Origin of the sequence: Stenotrophomonas maltophilia (assembly GCF_013464485.1) — a bacterium.
In the GTDB taxonomy this organism is placed as follows: Bacteria; Pseudomonadota; Gammaproteobacteria; order Xanthomonadales; family Xanthomonadaceae; genus Stenotrophomonas; species Stenotrophomonas maltophilia_AW.
Window position 1 is genome coordinate 18,778 of record NZ_RAUX01000009.1, and the last position, 16,856, is coordinate 35,633.

Here is a 16,856-nt window from a genome sequence, read left to right on the forward strand (position 1 = left end):
TGGAGGCAGGCAAGGGGGTCATCAGTTGCAGTGCCCTTGTCTTCGTGGTCTGCCCTGGGACTCTTCGTTGGCAGCCCATGCCAGGGTGGCCAGCACCAGAGTGCGCTGCAGGGGCGCGGCCAACAGACGATCCGCACGAAGCTGCTGCGCAAGCGGGATCGCTACGGTCCCGGGCAGCGCCTGCCATCGGGATTCGAGGGTCGCTGCATCCACCCGCGCCTGCAGGCGACGGGCCATGGACACGACGGAATGCAGGCGTCGGGCGAGCAGCGTGGCCACCAGTACAGCGGTCACCGCCAGCAGCACCTGCAATCCGACGCGGTCCTCAACGCCGAGGGCCGAGCACATCGCCAGGCCGACCAGGACCAGTGACAGCACGGTGCCCGCACGCACCGCACTGCGTGGCCCATCGCTGCGGAAGCACAGCAATGCGCCGCCACCGAAGCCTGCCAGCAAGGGCGGCCCGGGATTCCCGCGGGCCAGCACCCAGACGGCGGTCGATGCCAGCAGCAGGGCAAGGCGCCATGGCGAAGGCGCACACCAGGCCAGGTAGGCAGGGCGCACATTGATGTGGGGCAGGTCTGGATACGGGCGGTACACGGCAGGGAGGCAGTCGGCGAGGCCGACAAGGCTAGTTGCCGTTCATGGAGACTCGGTCGAGATTGTGTCGAGATTGCGTGGACGCATCCGGATGCATTCAGGGAAGGTCGCTGTGGCTGAACGGATGCAGGGCCTCCACGCAATCTCCACAGTGGCTCCAAAGAACATCCACGGGCACCTTCCAGACTGCAGCGTCGTCGGCCACATCGGGTGGCTGCATGCATGCGAGTCGTCCGATGAACAAACGCAGGGCCTGGACCATTGCCGTGATCGCTGCCGCAGTGGCTGGTGCAGCGGGGTGGTTGACCTTCAGCAGCGGTGGCGAGCCTGCGCTGATCACTGCACCTGCCCGGGTGGCGGATCTGGAGAGGACCGTGCAGGCGGTGGGCCGGGTCAATCCCAAGGAGCTGGTGGCGGTCGGTGCGCAGGTCTCGGGCCAGGTCAAACGGCTGCATGTGGTGTTGGGCCAGCGCGTGCAGGCCGGCGAGCTGATCGCCGAAGTGGATTCGCAGCCGCAGCGAATCGCCCTGCGCAGTGCCGAGGCGGCCACCAGCACACTGCGTGCCCAGCATGCGGCCAGCCAGGCGCGCTATGCCCAGGCCAGCCGCGTGTATGAGCGCCAGGCACAACTGGTGGCATCGCGACTGGTTTCGCAGGAGGGTTTCGAGGCGGCGCGGGTGGCGCGCGACGCGGCCCGTTCGGACATGGCCGCGCTCCACGCGCAGATCGACCAGGCACTGACCCAGGTGGAGACTGCGCGGATCAATCTGGGCTACACCCGCATCGTTTCACCGTCCGAAGGCTACATCGTGGCCATTGTCACCAAGGCCGGGCAGACGTTGAACTCGATGCAGACCACGCCGACGATCGTGATGCTGGCGCAGATGGATACGATGACCGTACGTGCAGAGATCGCCGAAGCGGACGTTGAGTTGATCGCACCGGGCCAACCGCTGTGGTTCTCGACGCTGGGGCCGGACGCACATCGCTATGAATCCCATCTCCAGCAGCTGGAGCCGGCGCCGTCCTCGATTGCAGACACCGCCACCGGCAATACCGGCGGCGCTGTACAGGCAGCCAGGGCGGTCTACTATGCCGGCCTGTTCGACGTGCCCAACCCGGGCCTGAGACTGAAGCCGTCGATGACCGTGAAGGTGACCCTGCGGCTGGCCCGTGCGGCCAATGCGCTGCAGGTGCCATTGACCGCACTGGTGGAGCCCGATGGCGGGAGTGGCAATGTCGGCACCGTGCGTGTAGTGGACGAGAAGGGGCGCGTACACGATCGCGCGGTGACGACCGGGTTGCGCACGGCCACGGCGGTACAGATCCTGTCCGGCCTGAAGGCCGGCGAGAACGTCGTGGTTGGCCAGGCTCCCGGCGGCGGCGAATCCGAGCCCGCCGGACAGCTGGGGATCTGAGCATGCCCACCGCCCTGTTGGAACTGCGTGGAGTCTCGCGTGGCTATCGTTCGCCTGCCGGTGAAGTGGTGGTTCTGAAAGAGGTCTCGCTGAGCATCGAGTCCGGCGAGTTCATTGCCATCATCGGACCTTCCGGTTCGGGCAAGTCGACGCTGATGAACATCCTCGGTTGCCTGGACCGGCCTACCGACGGCAGCTACCGCGTGCAGGGTGCCGCGACCGAGCAGATGCAGCCGGATGAGCTGGCACGCCTGCGCCGTGAACACTTCGGTTTCATCTTCCAACGCTACAACCTGATGGAGAACCTGAGCGCGGCCGGGAACGTCGCCTTGCCTGCGGTCTACGCGGGCGTGGATGGTGTGACCCGCAATGCGCGTGCTCGCCAGCTGCTGGAGACCCTGGGACTGGGCGATCGCAGCGGCCACCGGCCGAGCCAGCTCTCCGGCGGGCAGCAGCAGCGCGTCTCGATCGCCCGCTCACTGATGAACGGCGGCGCCATCATCCTTGCCGACGAGCCTACCGGCGCACTGGACAAGGCCAGTGGCCTGCAGGTCATGGCCGAGCTGGAACGACTGCATGCACGGGGCCATACCGTGATCCTGGTGACCCATGATGCGTCCATCGCCGCCCATGCGTCGCGCGTGATCGAGATCGCCGATGGCCGGGTGGTGTCCGATCGTGGTGCGGATTCGCCCGCTGCCACGCAGGCCCACGGAGTGCTGGAGCACGCGCCTGCGCGGACACCCGAACGGCGGGGGCGGCTGGATGCGGCGCGGGAGGCCGCGCGGATGGCGGTACGTTCGATGCTGGCCCATCGGCTGCGGACCCTGCTGACCATGCTCGGCATCATCATCGGCGTGGCTGCCGTGGTGACGGTCGTGGCCCTTGGGAAAGGTGCGCAGGTGCAGGTCGAATCACAGATCAACGAGCTCGGAGCCAGCACGCTGGAGATCTATCCTGGTGCCGACTTCGGTGACCCGCGCTCGGCCGAGATCGAGACGCTGGTGGTTGCCGACGCAGACCACCTTGCCGCACTGAGCTACGTGGACAGCGTGAGCCCCAACCTGAGTGGCTCGGTAGCCGCGCTGCGGGGTGATCGTCGTGCCAACACGCAGGTGCTGGGTGTCGGGGCGGATCTTCCGCGTGTGCGCGGCCTGCGACTGAAAGCCGGTCGCTTCTTTACCGATGCCGAAGTGGATGCACATCGCGCGGTGGGCGTGATCGACCAGAAGGCCGCCAGGGCGCTGTTCGCCGCAGATCCGGTTGGTAGTACGGTGCTGCTGGGGGGAATGCCGGTGGAAGTGATCGGGGTCGTGGGTGCCAGTGCATTCACCGGTGGCGCAACACCCACGGTCTACGTGCCCTACACCTCGGCCGCCTCGCGGTTGCTGGGTAGCCAGAAGCTGGAGAGCATTACCGTGCGCGTGCGCGATGATGTACCGACCAACGCCGCAGAGGCTTCATTGAGTGCGGAGCTGCAACGACTGCATGGCCGCCGGGACTTCTTCATCTACAACGCAGACCAGATCCGCAGGGCGGTGATGAAGTCCAGCCAGACCCTGGCCGCACTGGTTTCGGCCATTGCCGCAGTGGCCCTGGTGGTCGGTGGCGTTGGGGTGATGAACATCATGCTGGTGTCGGTGAAGGAACGCGTGCGCGAAATCGGCGTGCGGCTGGCGGTTGGGGCGCGGCAAGGCGACATTCTCCGCCAGTTCCTGATCGAGGCGGTCCTGATCTGCCTGTTCGGGGGCGTACTGGGGGTGCTGTCCGCTTTCGGTGTGGGCGCCGTGTCCAGCCTGCTGTCGCTGGGAGTGCCATTCCTGTTTACTGCCGAACCGGTGCTCGCTGCGCTGGCCTGTTCGTCGGCCATTGGCCTGGGGTTCGGCTACTTCCCGGCGCGCAGTGCGGCACAGCTGGACCCGATCCAGGCCTTGGCGGCGGAGTAGGGCCATGGTGGCCGCAAGGACTGTAGAGCCAAGCCCGCGCTGGGCTCTACAGGAAGCGTCTCAGGATGCGGGCCGTGGATGCGCGCGCACGCGCGCGCGCTCGCGATACAGGCGGCTGTCGGCGCGCTGGATGGTGTCGGCCACCGATTCGCCTGGCGCATGATGGGTCGCGCCTATCGAGAAGCGCGTGGGAGAGTGCCCCGCATGCTGGACGTACCACTGTTCCAGGGCGGCCAGCCTTCCCGGCTGTGGCGAGGCCAGCACCACCATGAACTCGTCGCCTCCCATCCTCACCACGCTCTCTGCTTTGCCCAATGGAGCACGCAGGAAGGCGGCGAATTCCACCAGCACGGTGTCGCCACGGGCATGGCCCTGGGTGTCGTTGATCTGCTTGAAGTGATCGAGATCGAACATCAGGCACGCCCAGGGCTGATCGGCAAGCTCGTCCAGGCGGGGCAGGAAGCGCCTGTTGTAGCTCTGGGTAAGGGGATCCTTGAAGGACATCTCGCGCAGTTGCTGCTCCTGCATCCGCAATGCTGTAACGTCCTGCGCATGGCCGAGCACGTAGGGTGGATCGGCTTCGTTGTCGAGCACATTGTGATATGCCCAGAAATGGCGGGTTCCATCGGCGGCGATCAACTCGATGACGCCGGCATCGGTGTGATGGGCCCTGATCCGGGCCAGATAGTCCTGGAAGGCGGCACGCTTCTCAGGTGGCATCAGATCGCAGAGGCTGCGCCCGACCATCCTGCTCTCCTCGAAGCCCAATGACTGGACCGCAGCCGGATTCACCGATGTCAGCACGCCCTCCAGGGTGTGCGTGCAGATCAGGCCCAGGCTGTAGTGGAACAACCGCCGATACCGTGTCTCGCTGGCCTCCAGCGCGTCCAGTGCGGCGCGCTCCTCGGTGATGTCCTGGATGGCGCCCACCAGCCGTGGCCTGCCATTGACCTGTTGCCGTCCGCCAACCACGCGGGTCCATATGGAACGCCCGTCGGCCGTAGTCATTGGCAGTTGCACTTCCCAGGATGTTCCCTCGTCCACGCAGCGCTGCACTGCTGCAAGGATGATGCTGCGGCTGTCTTCGCGGTAGAACGACAGCGCGGTTTCCAGCGTGGGCTCGAACGTGCTGCGGACCCCATGGATCTGCTTCGTCTCGCGCGTCCAGCGCACGTCGTTGGTGACCAGGTCCATCTCCCATCCGCCCACCCGTGCGGCGCGGTTCGTGCGTTCCAGGAAATCCTCGCTGCGCTTGAGTTCACGGTGCAGCGCCCTGGCCTGGCCGACCTGCGCCATCAAGGTGCTGCGCTGTTCCAGCACCTGTGTTGTCACCCGTGCCAGATGCACCATCAGCTCCCGCTGCGACGGAGAGAGTACACCGGGCATCGGGTCGAGCAGGCACAGGGTGCCGATGCGAGCACCTTGCGCTGAACCCAGCGGGATACCGGCGTAATGGCGGATGCGCGGGCCGCCGATCACCAGCGGGTTGGTGGAGAAGCGAGGGTCCTGGCGGGCATCCGGGATCTCGAACAGCGCGTCCTGTTCAATGGCATGGGTGCAGAATGAGATGTCGCGGGCGGTCTCGCTGACGCCTTCAAGGCCGATGTTGGCCTTGAACCACTGGCGTTCTTCGGCCACCACCGAGATCAGTGCCATTGTCATGCCGGTAGCGGCGCGGGCAGCAGCCACGATTGCATCGAACACCGGCTCGGCCGGAGTGTCGAGCACGTGCAATCGTTCGATTTCGAGCAGTCGTTGAGCTTCGTCCATGGCGCTTTTGAGGGCTGGGGGGCGAGGGCGGTTGCGGCGGCTGTCGTGAGTACGCTAGTGCGCTGCGCGTTATGTATCGCCATGGATGGGTGATGCTGACGTGACGCATCCTGGACTGGACTTGCGAGGCGCAGGAGCAATGCGCCGAAACGTGACGTTGGTCGCGAACATGGACGATGCCGTTACGGGCTCGATGCATCGGAGCTACCGGCCCGCGGCCGGCAGGTTCATTCGATCGGTCGTCACGTGGAAGACGGTGCCGATGCCGGCACCGTCCGTGTGCCTGGCAGGTTAGACCGGCGCAACCAGGATCGCAGCATCCAGCACCGGGTAAGCCTGCGGCGCCTGGCCGGATGATGCGACCAGGCGGATCTCAAGCGCGGTCGTTCCGCCATCGGCAGCAGTGAGTGTCTGCAGGGCGCCCAGTTTCTGCGGCAGCGGCACCGCGAACGTCGTGGGATGGCTGTGATCCATCCCGGCCATGGTCGGTCCGAAGAACGAGACGGTGCCGGCGTAGTACGGGCTGTCGGCAGCCACGGACGCGGTGTCGGCCGGTGCGTTGATCAGCACGTCGAACTCGCGCGTATTGTTCAAGCCGCGTGGTCGCTCCAGGGTCACTTCGGCAATCAACTGGCGCGGGGCCGATGCGGCCAGGTGTGCGCGCACCGCTTCATTGGGCACGGCCACGCGCACCGCACCCTCGGAACGTGTGCCGCGCACCAGCCGCACCGCACCGGCCACCGCCGGCAACGCGGCTGTCTTCAGCAGGTCGTTGCGGCCCCCATGGACGTAGTCGTAGTCGAAGGCCGTGGTGGAGAAGAACGCGCTGGCCGGACGCTCGCCCACGGGCTTTCCCTGTGCATCGACGAAGAAGCGGAACGGTTCGTTCATGAACTGACGCCGCTGGTCGACGTTGATGGGCATGATCGGCTTGCCGCGGGATTGCTGCAGCTGGTTCCACACGTCCCACAGGCGGTCCATGTTGGCGTGGTGCAGGTAGAAGATGGGGTCCAGCGGCGACAGGAAATTCGTCATGTTGCCGTAGGGACCGGGATCGACCGCGCCGACGCCTCCGATGCAGTTGTGCACCTTGTTGTGCGGGAAGCCTTCGAGCACCGAGAATTTCGTGGCACCGTCGGGTTGCACCACGTGCGAGGCCGTGCGCGAGCTGGTGAAGCTGCGACTCACGTCTTCGTTGTAGAACTCGACTGGCGACAGCCCCGCGTGAATGGTATCGGGAGACACGGCCGAGGCGGTCTTTGCATCGAAGCCGGGATTCTCGCGCCAGAGGTAGCGGGCACCGCAGGTGATCGCATAGGCCGCATTGCCCGAGATGCCGGTCTTTTCCGCGACGCTGTAGCCGGTCACATCGTTCCAGACATCGTCCGCGGTGAGATAGCCGCGGAACCTGAGCTGATCGCGCTGGCCTGCATCAAGCTTGTCCCAGTAGCGCTGCAGTGCTGGGCGCATGAACTGGGTGAACACCGCCAGGTTGCGCGTATAGGGCGCATAGGCGCTGTCGGTGGGCGTCAGCACGCCATCGAACATCGCGGGAGGAATGCGTGGCAGCTCGGTCCAGTCCCAGTAGGGCATGGCGAACTGTTGATCGCCACTGAGCGTGCGGATGGTCTGCTCGAAGTAGCCGACATAGCCCCGGTGCCAGACGTAGAACCACCAGTTGCCGTGCGGGCAGTCCATCAGGTGCACGAAGGCGTTGCGGAACCAGTTGCGCGGATCGTCCGCTGGCAGTTTCAGCATGGCATTGATGCCGCGTGCGTAGCTGGCCAGCATGCGCTGGCCCTCCGGACTGGTAACGTTGTAGCGGTGGTAGCGGGCCTGAGCCGTGCTGTCGGCCGGTGCGGCGCCGCCAGCCCACGCTCCAGGCGCGATCAGTGACGCCAATGAGGCACTGGCGGTGGTGGCAAGAAAATCACGACGTGTGTAGCGCATAGCCTTCCCCCTGGTGATTGGTTGAACCGCGTTGGGTTACAAATCACTGGCAGGGCCGGCGGCAGCAGGGCGGCCGACCCGACGGGGACATCCAGCCCCGCCGCTCCCACCGGCAGGCGCAGCCATGGCCGGACGGGAAGCGGCGGTAGTATAGGCAGGCGGTACAGCGGCGATCTGCGAAGCAGGCCACAGACGCGGGCGCGCGTACGCCGGCGCGGCTGAAGCCGTTCACCGACGTCGTTGCTGCGTTGTCGATCCGCCAGGCATGGCCTGGCGCTACTGATCGGGCTTCACCCTCGCAACCCGTATCCGGTACTGATACACGTTGTCGCCCTCGATGCGGGTCGCCTCGGTGCCCCGCACCTGGCCGACCTTCTGGTTGGAGCCAGTGACCGGTTGCGCCTTGACCTCGGTCTCGTGCTCGAAGGAGTGCGATTTGTCGGTGTTGCGGTAGTAGCGGTACAGCGCCCAGTACAGCGCGGTTGCGCCGGCCGGACCTGCCGCCAACAGCCAGAGGCCACTGTCGTCGCTCATGCGGTTGCCATCAGGATGAGGATTGCCAATGCTTCGATGATCGTGCCGGCCGTCAGCGCCGCCAGCAGCATCTTCCACTGCTGCACAGGCACGCTGCCCATGGTTTCGCCAGTGCGTCCATTCACTGCGATGTAGTGCAGCATGCCGCCGTTGCGGCCGGGCTGGTGATACGAGTAGAGCCAGACCGGCAGGTACATCGACACCCACCGGGTTCCGTGCACCTCCAGCTGCTCCTGCTCCCAGCGCACGCCGCGGTTGTAGCCGCGTACCGAGGCCTCCACCTGCGAGCGCGCGATGGACAGCAGCTGGTCCTCCAGTCGCGGGCGCAGCTTTTCCACGTCCACGTTGCGCTTCTCCGAGGTGAAGCCGGCCAGGTAGGAGGCATTCCACTTCACGGCGTTCTTGGTGTCGAACGGCAGGATGGTGTTGATGATGTTGTTGGTATTGGCACTGATGTCCAGATTGCCGCGCTCGGCGGACGATTCCAGCGGCAGGTCATCCACCGTGAAGTCGACCTGGCGCTCGATCTGGTAGATATCAGCGTCATACACGGTGCGCTTGTTCTTCTCGCTGCCTACCGTGTACTGGCGGGTCTGGATCTCGCCCTTGCCGGCCACCGCCGCGCTGACGTTGCCGTCGACGATCATGTAGGGCAGGTACACGCCCACTACGTTTTCCGGGGTGAACTGTTCCTTGAACGCCTTCAGCGCGAACAGCCGGCGCTTGTCGACGAATTGGCGTATGCGCGCCACCGCATCGTCCTTGCGGATGTGGAACGGCAGCAGCGCGTCGGGCACGGCGCCGTTGCTGATCTGCTCGTTGACCCCGAACACATGGCGGCACCAGTGGCAGCGGGCCGTCATCGTGCTTTCGGTGTTGATCGTTACCTCGGCACCGCAACCGGTACATTTGAAGGTCATCAGCGCCGAGGTATCGGCATCGATGTCGCGCGCACCCGAGGCGATGACGGTGCCGCGCAGCTCGTCGATGTTCTCGCCCAGCCCGAAGGCTTCTTCCACGCGTACGCCGTGCCATTCGTGACGGCAGTACAGGCAGACCAGGATATCGGTACCGGCCTTGGGCCGGATATCGGTGGAACCGCACTTGGGGCAGCGGTTGAGCCCATCCTTCAGTTCGCTGGCCGAGGTATCGATGGCCAATGGGTCGGGCGCTTCCACTTCATCGCGGATGGCCTGCGGCAACGTCGACGTATCCAGCGGGAAGCTGCCGGGCGGGGGAGGCACGTCCTGCGGAGAACCCGGCCCCTTCAGCGACGCCGGCGGCAGGGCCGGCGGTGTCGCAGGTGCGGATCCAGGCAGCGGCGGCGGGCCGTTTCGGGGATCGGACATGGTTGTCGTGCGTCCTGCCCGTTACAGGCCCAGTGCCTTGGCCTTCAGGGCGTCATAGTCGCTCTGCGTGATCAGGCCCAGGTCCAGCATCTCCTTGGCCTTCTTCAGCTTGGCCACCGGGTCGTCCGCAGCCGGGGCCACCGGTTGCTGCATTCCGCCGACACCGAACATGCCCGAGGCCATGCCGACGCCGACCAGCCCGGCCGCACCGCCGTTCTCACCGGCGGACTGGATGCCTTGGGCCACGCTGGCCTGCAGGTTGGAATTGCCGCGCGAACCGGTCAGGGCATCGGCGCGCTGCACGGTCTTCAACAGTTCGCGGGTGTTGGCGTCGTATTCGATGGAGACGATGGCGGTCTTGACGATGGCCAGGCCACGGTCGGACTTCCACTGGTAACCCTGCTCGACCGCGGCCGACAGGCTCTGCGCGAAGCCCAGCGAGTCCTGCTGCAGCTTGGTGATGCGGTTGCCTTTGCCCGGATCGTTGGTGTACAGGCTGAAGGCCGGTGCCAGCGAGCCGACCACTTCATTGAACAGCTGGCTGGCAGCGGCGTTGTCCAGGTCGGTGAAGTCGAACACCTGGCCCGGCTGCAGGTAGCTGGCCGGCACGAAGTTCTTCACGAACAGGATCGGGTCAATGATCTTCAGCGTGTACGAGCCGCGCGTGACAGCGCCGACCTGGGTGTTGAGGAAACCGTCGTCCCAATAGATTTCGGACTGGGTGCCAAAGCGGTTGTCCGGCAGTTCCTTCAGCGAAACGAAGTAGGCCGCCTGCTGCGAGCCGGGCTGGCCACCAAACTTGAAGCGCTCCCAGCTCTGCGTGATGAAGGTGCTGACCAGGCCGTCACCGGCGAAGATCGACTGCGAATTCGGGTCGTCCGAACGCCATTCGTAGCCACCTGGCTCGGCGACGAAGGCGGTGATCGCACCATCCTGGAACAGCAGCAGGCCGTAGCCTTCGGGCACGACGATCTTCGAGCCGTTGCTGATGATGTTGGACGAGCCACTGGTGTTGGAGCCGCGGCCGGCATTGGTGCCCTGCGGCACCGCCGCGAACAGGGCGGCAGTCGAGGGCAGTCCCGTCGGCACGGTGTAGAAGTCCTTCCACTGGTCGGCCAGCACACCGCCAACCGCACCCTTCACTGCCTGTACCAGACCCATGGCCAACTCCCTGTGTTTCCCGGGCAGGCACCATGCCTGCCGAGCTGGACCGAATATAGCAGCGGGCGCGGGCCACTGTGGCGCCGGAACATGAATCCGGGTCAGCGAGGGTCCGCGCCACGCCGCCCGGCTCGGATCACCTGCAGTACGGCCGCCATGTCCAGCGTGCCAAGCTGCATCTGCTGGGCACGTGCGAACAGCGCGTCACTGGCCTCGATCAACGGCGCCTGCATGCCGGCATCACGCGCGGCGCCGGCTACAAGCCCACTGTTCTTGAGGACGTCGGTGATCGAGGCCTGTACCGTGAAGTCGCCCCGGATCATCTTGTCCAGCTTGATCCTCGAGACGTCACTGGCCATGGGGCCGGCATTGAGCACCTCGGCGAAGCGTTCCAGCGCGATGTCGTGCTTCTCTGCGAAATGCACGGCCTCGGCCAGCCCGGTCACCAGCGTGATCAGGTACAGGTTCACCGCCAGCTTCATGCGCAGCGCCGATGGTACCGGGCCGCAGGCAACACACTGTCGGCCCAGAGACGCCAGCAGCGGCAGTGCCTGGCGTACGTCGGCGTCGGCACCGGCGAGCATGATGACCAGTTGCGCGGCCTCGGCCTGGACACGTGACCCGGATACCGGCGCCTCCACATACTCCCCGCCGTTGGCACGTACCTGGTCACACAGCGCCTGCGAGAAGCAGGCGGAACTGGTCCCCATGTTGATCAGCAGGCGGCCCTGGACGCGTTCGGCGAAGGTCCGGCCATGCCGGTCCAGCACGCTGTCGATGGCTGCATCGTTGGCGAGCATCAGGATGAGGGGGTCGCAGGCTGCGAACACCTCCTCAAGCGATTCGCGGACATCGATGCCGGCGGCGCGGGCGGCGGCATGGTTGCGGTCGGAACGCGACCAGCCCAGCACGGCATGGCCTGCCCGTGCCAGATGGCCCGCCATGGGTGCTCCCATGACGCCCAGGCCGATGAAACCGACAGGCATGTTGGGCTCCAGATCAGGGTGGGCCGCCCATCATGCCGCAGAAGGTTGCCTTGTGGCTCAGGCGCCCGCGCGCAGGATCAACGCGTAGCCCACCAGCAGCACCACACACAGCGGCAACGTGACGAACGAAGCGATCATCCAGCGCAGCGCCTTGCGCGATGCGACCGTGGCGGGGCCGATCTGGCCGGCGGCGACCAGCGAGGAGGTGCGGTTGGCGTAGACGGTGGCAACGATGCCGAAAGGCCAGAAGCCGCCGAAGATGCTCAGGATCGCCCACATCAGATAGTTCTTCGGGGCCGTGGTCGTGCCGTTGGGTTCCATGCATTGAATCTCCTTGATTGGGTGGCGGATTATGTCGCGCGCACAAGGAACAGGAAATGCAACGGGCGCTGCACACTGCCCAGACATCGCTGTCGAACGCCAGTTGGCGCGGCCTGGGTGGGTTCTTTGCGTCGGGAGAGGGCGGGAGCCCGCACAAGGCGAAGGTTGGCCGGGATATTCACGTGATTATCATCACGTTTCTCCCGAAACTCCGATCAGATAATCGGAAGCATCGGCGTCGTGAAGGCGCCTGAAGAATCCGGATCCGTCCGACGTCCGCATCGTCGACCTACCGACGGCAACCCCCTGGGGGCATGGGGGCGGACAGCGTGCACGTTGATCTGCGTGTCCAGCGGCTGGCGCGAGGCGCGGCGTAGGCATCGCAGCATCACGCAATGAAGCCAGACGCTACGCATTGCGCGATCGCCTGGTGCATCAGCACCGGGTCGCCATTCGAAAGGGGAGTTTCAATGCACAGGCAAGTCAGTGAAATGTTGCAGCGCGCCTATCGTCCACATCGGTCCTTGCCGGATCTGTTGGGTGCGTTCGTGAAGGAGTTCTCGAAGCACCATGCACTGCGTGGGGGAAGCGTCCATCTGCGCGGGCCCGATTCGGGGCCTGTGGACGCGGAGCCCCGCGTTCCGGCACACCGGCCCAGCCAGCGCCTGCCGATCCGCTATGGCGGCGAAGTGCTGGGTGAGCTGCAGCTGGAAGGAGAGTCGGGCAGCCTGGACAGCAACGCGCTGGCGTTGGGCGAGGTGTTCGCGCATCGCTGTGCGCACCTGATCAAGCGCTATGAAGCGCAGGCCTGGGCCGAGCAGGCGCTGCACCGTCCGCTGCTGCTGGTCGGGGCCTGTGATGCGCTGAAACGGATGGAGGAATTTGTCGAGCGCGCGGCAGCCAGTCGATTGCCGGTGTTGCTGCGCGGTGAGTTCGGCACCGAGAAGATGGAGCTGGCCGCAGCGCTGCACAGCTGCGGCCCGAGGCGGCGCGGACCCTTCGTGGAGATCAACTGCGCTCACCCGCAGGACGGGCCGGCGGAATGGTTGGCCCGCGCCCGCGGCGGCACCGTGTACTTCCATGAAGTGGACGAGCTTCCGGTGCCGCTGCAGGCCCAGCTGTCGCATTGCATCCGTGGCCTGCAACCGACGGTCGTTGAGCCCGGTTCGGACCGTGCGATCCGTGTCATTGCCTCGACCAGTGCGGATCTGGAGCAGCGCGTGCGTGAGCGGCTGTTCTCACGCGCCTTGCTGGCGGGCCTGGAGTTCCTCACCGTGGATATTCCTCCGTTGCGTGAGCGCAGCGAGGATATCGATGCGCTGGTGGCACGTTCGCTGCAGATGCACGGGTTCAGTCCGCAGGTGATCAGCGAGGATGTGCTGGACGCGCTGCGCGGCCACGACTGGCCAGGCAATCTGCTGGAAATGGAACGGGTCGTGGTGCGGCTGGCGGTAATGACCGGCGGTCGCAACATCGGGCGTGAGGACGTGCTGCGCCATGCCCCTGGGCTGTTGGCAAGCGCCGGGCCGGTCGTCGCGGATCCGGCAACAGCGCTCGCGGACGGCGCCGAGGCCGATGTCGGGCAGGCAATGCCCGGCAGTGGCGCTGGACCCACCGCCTCGCACGAGGGTCTTCACGATGGATTGAAGCGTGCGCTGGCCTACCTGAAGGATCACGCCGCCGAGCAGGTGACCCTGGGTGATCTGGCCCGGCAGGCGCATGTCAGCCAGTCGCACCTGGGCTTCCTGTTCCGCAGCGAGCTGGGTACCACCTTCAAGCTGCTGCTGCAGCAGTTGCGAATCGAGCATGCCAAGCAGCTGCTGCGCGGCGGCCAGCGCCTGCGCATTACCGATGTCGCGCTGCAGGTTGGCTTCGGCGACCTGAGCCACTTCGAGAAGAGCTTCCGGCGCGTAGTCGGGGTCAGCCCGCGCAGCTACCGGCGGGCACCGGAGCAGTGAAAGCCCCGGTGCAGGCGCAGGCCTGCCCGGGGCGTGTCAGTACCGCGGCGAGCGCTATCTGGCGTTCGCTTCGGTTGCCCGTCGGACCGCTTCTTCGGCGGCTTCATCGGCGCGCCGTGCCGCCTCGTTGGCGGCCGCGATCGCCTGCTGCGATACCGCCATGGCGGCGCGGATGCCTTCCTCGCTGGCAGCCATTGCCGCGTCAGCCAGTTCCTGCGCGATCTCAATGGGGGTCTTGCCGCCTGGGCGGTCGGGGCTGGGGGACGAGGGCAGTGGGGTCGGGAAGGTCATCGCAGGAACTCCTTCTGGGGTTTGGGAAGGGGAGCCGTCGTTGTGCTCCCCCAGGATGTGGCGCAATGCCGTCCGGGCATTGGCCAGTATCTGTTGTGCCTGCAGCCGTGCGGCCAGACGACCAGCCGCCACGGCCATGCCGGCAGCAGTGGCCAGCGCTGCCGTGGCCGCCTCAACGCCGGCATCGGGCGCAGTGACGGGCGGTTCCCGGCTCACACCGCATCCGCCTGGAAGCCGAACGCCGCTTCATCGTCAGCGAAACGCCGGGTTCGGCGGTAGTCCTGCAGTGTGATGACGTTGTCCTCCACCTGCACGCGTGCCTGTTCCTTCGAGCCGTCGATGGCGAACAGGATGCTCGCCCCGTCCTGGCCGAGCTGACCGCGGGAGACCGGATGATCGTTGAGGAAGGCCTGTGCGCCGCGCAGCTGTCGCCGTGCCGTTTCGCGCAGGCGTTCGGCATCCAGCTGCAGGCCGCTGCCGTCGTTGGCCGACAGCGCGACCTGCTGTGCGGCCAGCGAGATGCGGGCGTAGCCGATCTGGCGGCTGGCGGCCAACGACTCTGCAATCGCCGCGCGGACCTGCTCTGGCGAAGGCAGGTTGGGCAGTTGCGGTCCATCCAGGAAGCCGAACAACATCGGCAGCAGGGTCTGCAGCGCATGCGTCGCGCGTTCGATGCGCAGCTCGCTGCTGCTCCCGCTGGGGTACACGGCCTGGTAGAAGCGGTAATAGTCGGCAAACTCGATCGGCCTGCGTGCATGCATCAAGGCGAACCGGGCGGCCTCGACCTGTACATCGGTGGCCTGAGCGTGACCACCCTGCTCAGCAGCCAGCTGGCACAACGCCAGTGATTCGCGGAAGTCGAGCTGCTGAAGCAGCGGCGCATCACCTGCAGCGACGGCAGCGAGGAACGGGTGGTAAGCGCCCAGTTCCGTGTTGCTCAGCAGGTTGTGCCTGGCAAGGACACTCTGCACCTCGCTGACGAGGGGAGTGCTGGACTGACCGGTTTCCAGCTGGCGCAGTGCGTCCAGTTCGTCATTGCCCAGGCTGAGCAGCTTGATGGGACTGACCTGCAGCCCGGCATGAGGCAACCACGCCATGCGTGATCCATGCAGGCCCTGCTGCACGCCGTCAAGCATCATGCCTTCATCGGCGAAAGCATAGCGGTGCTCGTGCGAATCGATCGCCCATTGCAGCCAGTACGGGCCGCCGTCGATGAACGACAGCACGCGCCGGGTGCGTGCCCCGAGCTGGCCGGAATGGGGAATGGAACGACCGTCAATGAAAACGCTCATGCGTGGCTCTCCTGGCGGCCTCACGTGGCCGGAAAATCCTTGAGGACGGTCGCGGCGGCACTGCCGACGCGGGTGAAGTCGTCGGTGGCGCCCTGCATCATGGTCTGCGCCTGGGTGAGTACCCTCGCATACTTTTCGTCCCCCGTCGCCAGATACTGGGCCATGGCCACACCGGCGGCGGTGGTGGCGATGGTGGAGACGTTGCGCAGCGCGTCGGCGGCATCCTGCACGGCGATCGCCGCAGACTGCGCCACCGACTGGTAGGCCTTGCCGGCACCACTGGTCTTCACCACGGTGCTGGCCATGGTGGCCGTCTGCACCTGGTTGATCACATCGATGACCTGGGCGTTGACGTTGCTCGGGTCCATACGGGCTCCTTGAAGGGCAGGGGCGGCCGGMCGCGTCCGGCGTGGCGTCACGCAGCGGCATCAGCGCCGKCGGTGGCCGGGGTGGAAGAGGAGGCGGACGCGGGATCCTGGGCGGGACCCGCGTCCGGATCCGGACCGGGCGTGGCGTCGGGCGCAGGACCGGGCGCTTGCGCCACGTCGCTGCCCGCAAGCTGTTCAAGCGTATGCAGGCTGGCGGTGGCGGCCGCAGCGTCGGCAGTGGCACCGTGGGTCTGTGCCTGCAGGACGCTGATGGCGGTCTTTCCTTCTGCGGTGGCCGCAGCGATCACTGCCGCCGGCGCGGGTGGTGTCGGTACCGGGCCAGGCAGCGGAATCACATTCGGTGGCGGCGGCGATGGCGGCGGTGGCGCCGGCGGTGGCACTGGCCAGGGTGCGTTGATCATCTTCGCGCAGGCGGCGGTGACCGCTGCCGAGCTGACCATGCCGGCGCCCTGCTGGCGCGCAACTGCGTTGTGCATGGCCGTACCCAGAGTCTCCAGCATCACCATGTCCAGCATGCCGAAAGCCTGCGCGGGCGCCTGCCCCACCAGCAGGGTGGAGGCGGCGCTGACGCTGTCGACGATCTGGCTGTTGACGGTGTTATCACTGCTCATGACGGAACGGCTCCCTTCTGGATGATCAGGGCCAGGGCCTGGGCCAGGCTTGCGCCGGCGGTCACCTGGCCGCGTTGCTGGTTGGCGACGGCGTTCTGCATGGCCAGGGCCAGGCTGTCGGCCATGGCCAGATAGGTGGCCGACATTGCGAATGAGGGGGCAAGTGCGATCGCCAGCCCCGAGCCTGCATTGGCGGTGTCAGGCAGATAGCCGGTAGCGGGAGAAGCTGGCATCGATCAGGGGCCCGGCGTGACGCCACATGGAGCGGGGGCGCGGTAGT

The 16,856-nt window shown here is 66.2% G+C and carries 16 protein-coding genes; 3 read left to right on the top strand and 13 right to left on the bottom strand.

What is annotated here, in order from left to right:
• Window positions 1-21: 21 nt before the first annotated feature.
• Entirely contained in the window at window positions 22-564 is a 543-nt protein-coding gene (locus D7Y61_RS03690) for a hypothetical protein (protein ID WP_345776221.1), read from the bottom strand.
• A gap of 272 nt (window positions 565-836) precedes the next feature.
• Between D7Y61_RS03690 and D7Y61_RS03695 the strand changes: the two genes are divergently transcribed.
• Both D7Y61_RS03695 and D7Y61_RS03700 read left to right on the top strand, forming a co-directional pair.
• Window positions 837-2,018: an efflux RND transporter periplasmic adaptor subunit gene (locus D7Y61_RS03695; protein WP_180865127.1), complete on the top strand. Its 1,182-nt coding sequence runs from the start codon at window positions 837-839 to the stop codon at window positions 2,016-2,018.
• 2 nt (window positions 2,019-2,020) lie between these two features.
• Window positions 2,021-3,964 carry a MacB family efflux pump subunit gene (locus D7Y61_RS03700; RefSeq protein ID WP_180865128.1) on the top strand — a complete coding sequence of 648 codons (1,944 nt, stop codon included), beginning with the start codon at window positions 2,021-2,023 and terminating at the stop codon, window positions 3,962-3,964.
• A gap of 60 nt (window positions 3,965-4,024) precedes the next feature.
• On the opposite strand, the gene D7Y61_RS03705 is transcribed toward D7Y61_RS03700, so the two are convergent.
• The 7 genes from D7Y61_RS03705 to D7Y61_RS03735 form a co-directional block, all read right to left on the bottom strand.
• Window positions 4,025-5,734, bottom strand: coding sequence for a sensor domain-containing diguanylate cyclase (locus D7Y61_RS03705; protein ID WP_180865135.1), 1,710 nt, complete (start codon window positions 5,732-5,734; stop codon window positions 4,025-4,027).
• Between the two features lie 291 nt (window positions 5,735-6,025).
• Window positions 6,026-7,684 (bottom strand): tyrosinase family protein, encoded by a 1,659-nt coding sequence (locus tag D7Y61_RS03710; protein ID WP_180865137.1) that lies wholly within the window; start codon window positions 7,682-7,684, stop codon window positions 6,026-6,028.
• Window positions 7,685-7,960: 276 nt separating this feature from the next.
• The gene (locus tag D7Y61_RS03715) at window positions 7,961-8,218 is read right to left on the bottom strand and encodes a hypothetical protein (protein WP_180865139.1); all 258 of its coding nucleotides are present in this window, start codon (window positions 8,216-8,218) and stop codon (window positions 7,961-7,963) included.
• Window positions 8,215-9,567, bottom strand: coding sequence for a TFIIB-type zinc ribbon-containing protein (locus D7Y61_RS03720; RefSeq protein ID WP_180865141.1), 1,353 nt, complete (start codon window positions 9,565-9,567; stop codon window positions 8,215-8,217). The genes D7Y61_RS03715 and D7Y61_RS03720 overlap by 4 nt, the downstream gene beginning before the upstream one ends.
• A 21-nt stretch (window positions 9,568-9,588) precedes the next feature.
• A complete protein-coding gene (locus D7Y61_RS03725; protein ID WP_180865143.1) occupies window positions 9,589-10,728 on the bottom strand; it encodes an SPFH domain-containing protein in 1,140 nt (379 codons plus the stop codon).
• A gap of 101 nt (window positions 10,729-10,829) precedes the next feature.
• On the bottom strand, window positions 10,830-11,714 hold the full coding sequence (locus tag D7Y61_RS03730; protein WP_180865145.1) for an NAD(P)-dependent oxidoreductase: 885 nt from the start codon (window positions 11,712-11,714) through the stop codon (window positions 10,830-10,832).
• 57 nt (window positions 11,715-11,771) lie between these two features.
• Window positions 11,772-12,035 carry a CD225/dispanin family protein gene (locus tag D7Y61_RS03735; RefSeq protein WP_180865146.1) on the bottom strand — a complete coding sequence of 88 codons (264 nt, stop codon included), beginning with the start codon at window positions 12,033-12,035 and terminating at the stop codon, window positions 11,772-11,774.
• A gap of 470 nt (window positions 12,036-12,505) precedes the next feature.
• On the opposite strand from D7Y61_RS03735, the gene D7Y61_RS03740 reads away from it, so the two are divergent.
• Window positions 12,506-13,993 carry a helix-turn-helix domain-containing protein gene (locus D7Y61_RS03740; RefSeq protein ID WP_180865148.1) on the top strand — a complete coding sequence of 496 codons (1,488 nt, stop codon included), beginning with the start codon at window positions 12,506-12,508 and terminating at the stop codon, window positions 13,991-13,993.
• 54 nt (window positions 13,994-14,047) lie between these two features.
• On the opposite strand, the gene D7Y61_RS22550 is transcribed toward D7Y61_RS03740, so the two are convergent.
• From D7Y61_RS22550 to D7Y61_RS03765, 5 genes are read right to left on the bottom strand one after another with little or no spacing between them, the layout of a single operon-like run.
• A complete protein-coding gene (locus D7Y61_RS22550) occupies window positions 14,048-14,500 on the bottom strand; it encodes a hypothetical protein (protein ID WP_345776222.1) in 453 nt (150 codons plus the stop codon).
• Window positions 14,497-15,576 carry a hypothetical protein gene (locus D7Y61_RS03750; protein WP_180865150.1) on the bottom strand — a complete coding sequence of 360 codons (1,080 nt, stop codon included), beginning with the start codon at window positions 15,574-15,576 and terminating at the stop codon, window positions 14,497-14,499. Before D7Y61_RS03750 ends, D7Y61_RS22550 begins: the two co-directional genes overlap by 4 nt.
• A 20-nt stretch (window positions 15,577-15,596) precedes the next feature.
• Complete coding sequence (locus D7Y61_RS03755) at window positions 15,597-15,944, bottom strand: hypothetical protein (protein ID WP_180865152.1); 348 nt, start codon at window positions 15,942-15,944, stop codon at window positions 15,597-15,599.
• Between the two features lie 47 nt (window positions 15,945-15,991).
• Window positions 15,992-16,576, bottom strand: a complete 585-nt coding sequence (locus D7Y61_RS03760; protein ID WP_180865153.1) for a RebB family R body protein — start codon at window positions 16,574-16,576, stop codon at window positions 15,992-15,994.
• Window positions 16,573-16,809, bottom strand: a complete 237-nt coding sequence (locus tag D7Y61_RS03765; RefSeq protein ID WP_180865155.1) for a RebB family R body protein — start codon at window positions 16,807-16,809, stop codon at window positions 16,573-16,575. The genes D7Y61_RS03760 and D7Y61_RS03765 overlap by 4 nt, the downstream gene beginning before the upstream one ends.
• Between the last annotated feature and the right edge of the window lie 47 nt (window positions 16,810-16,856).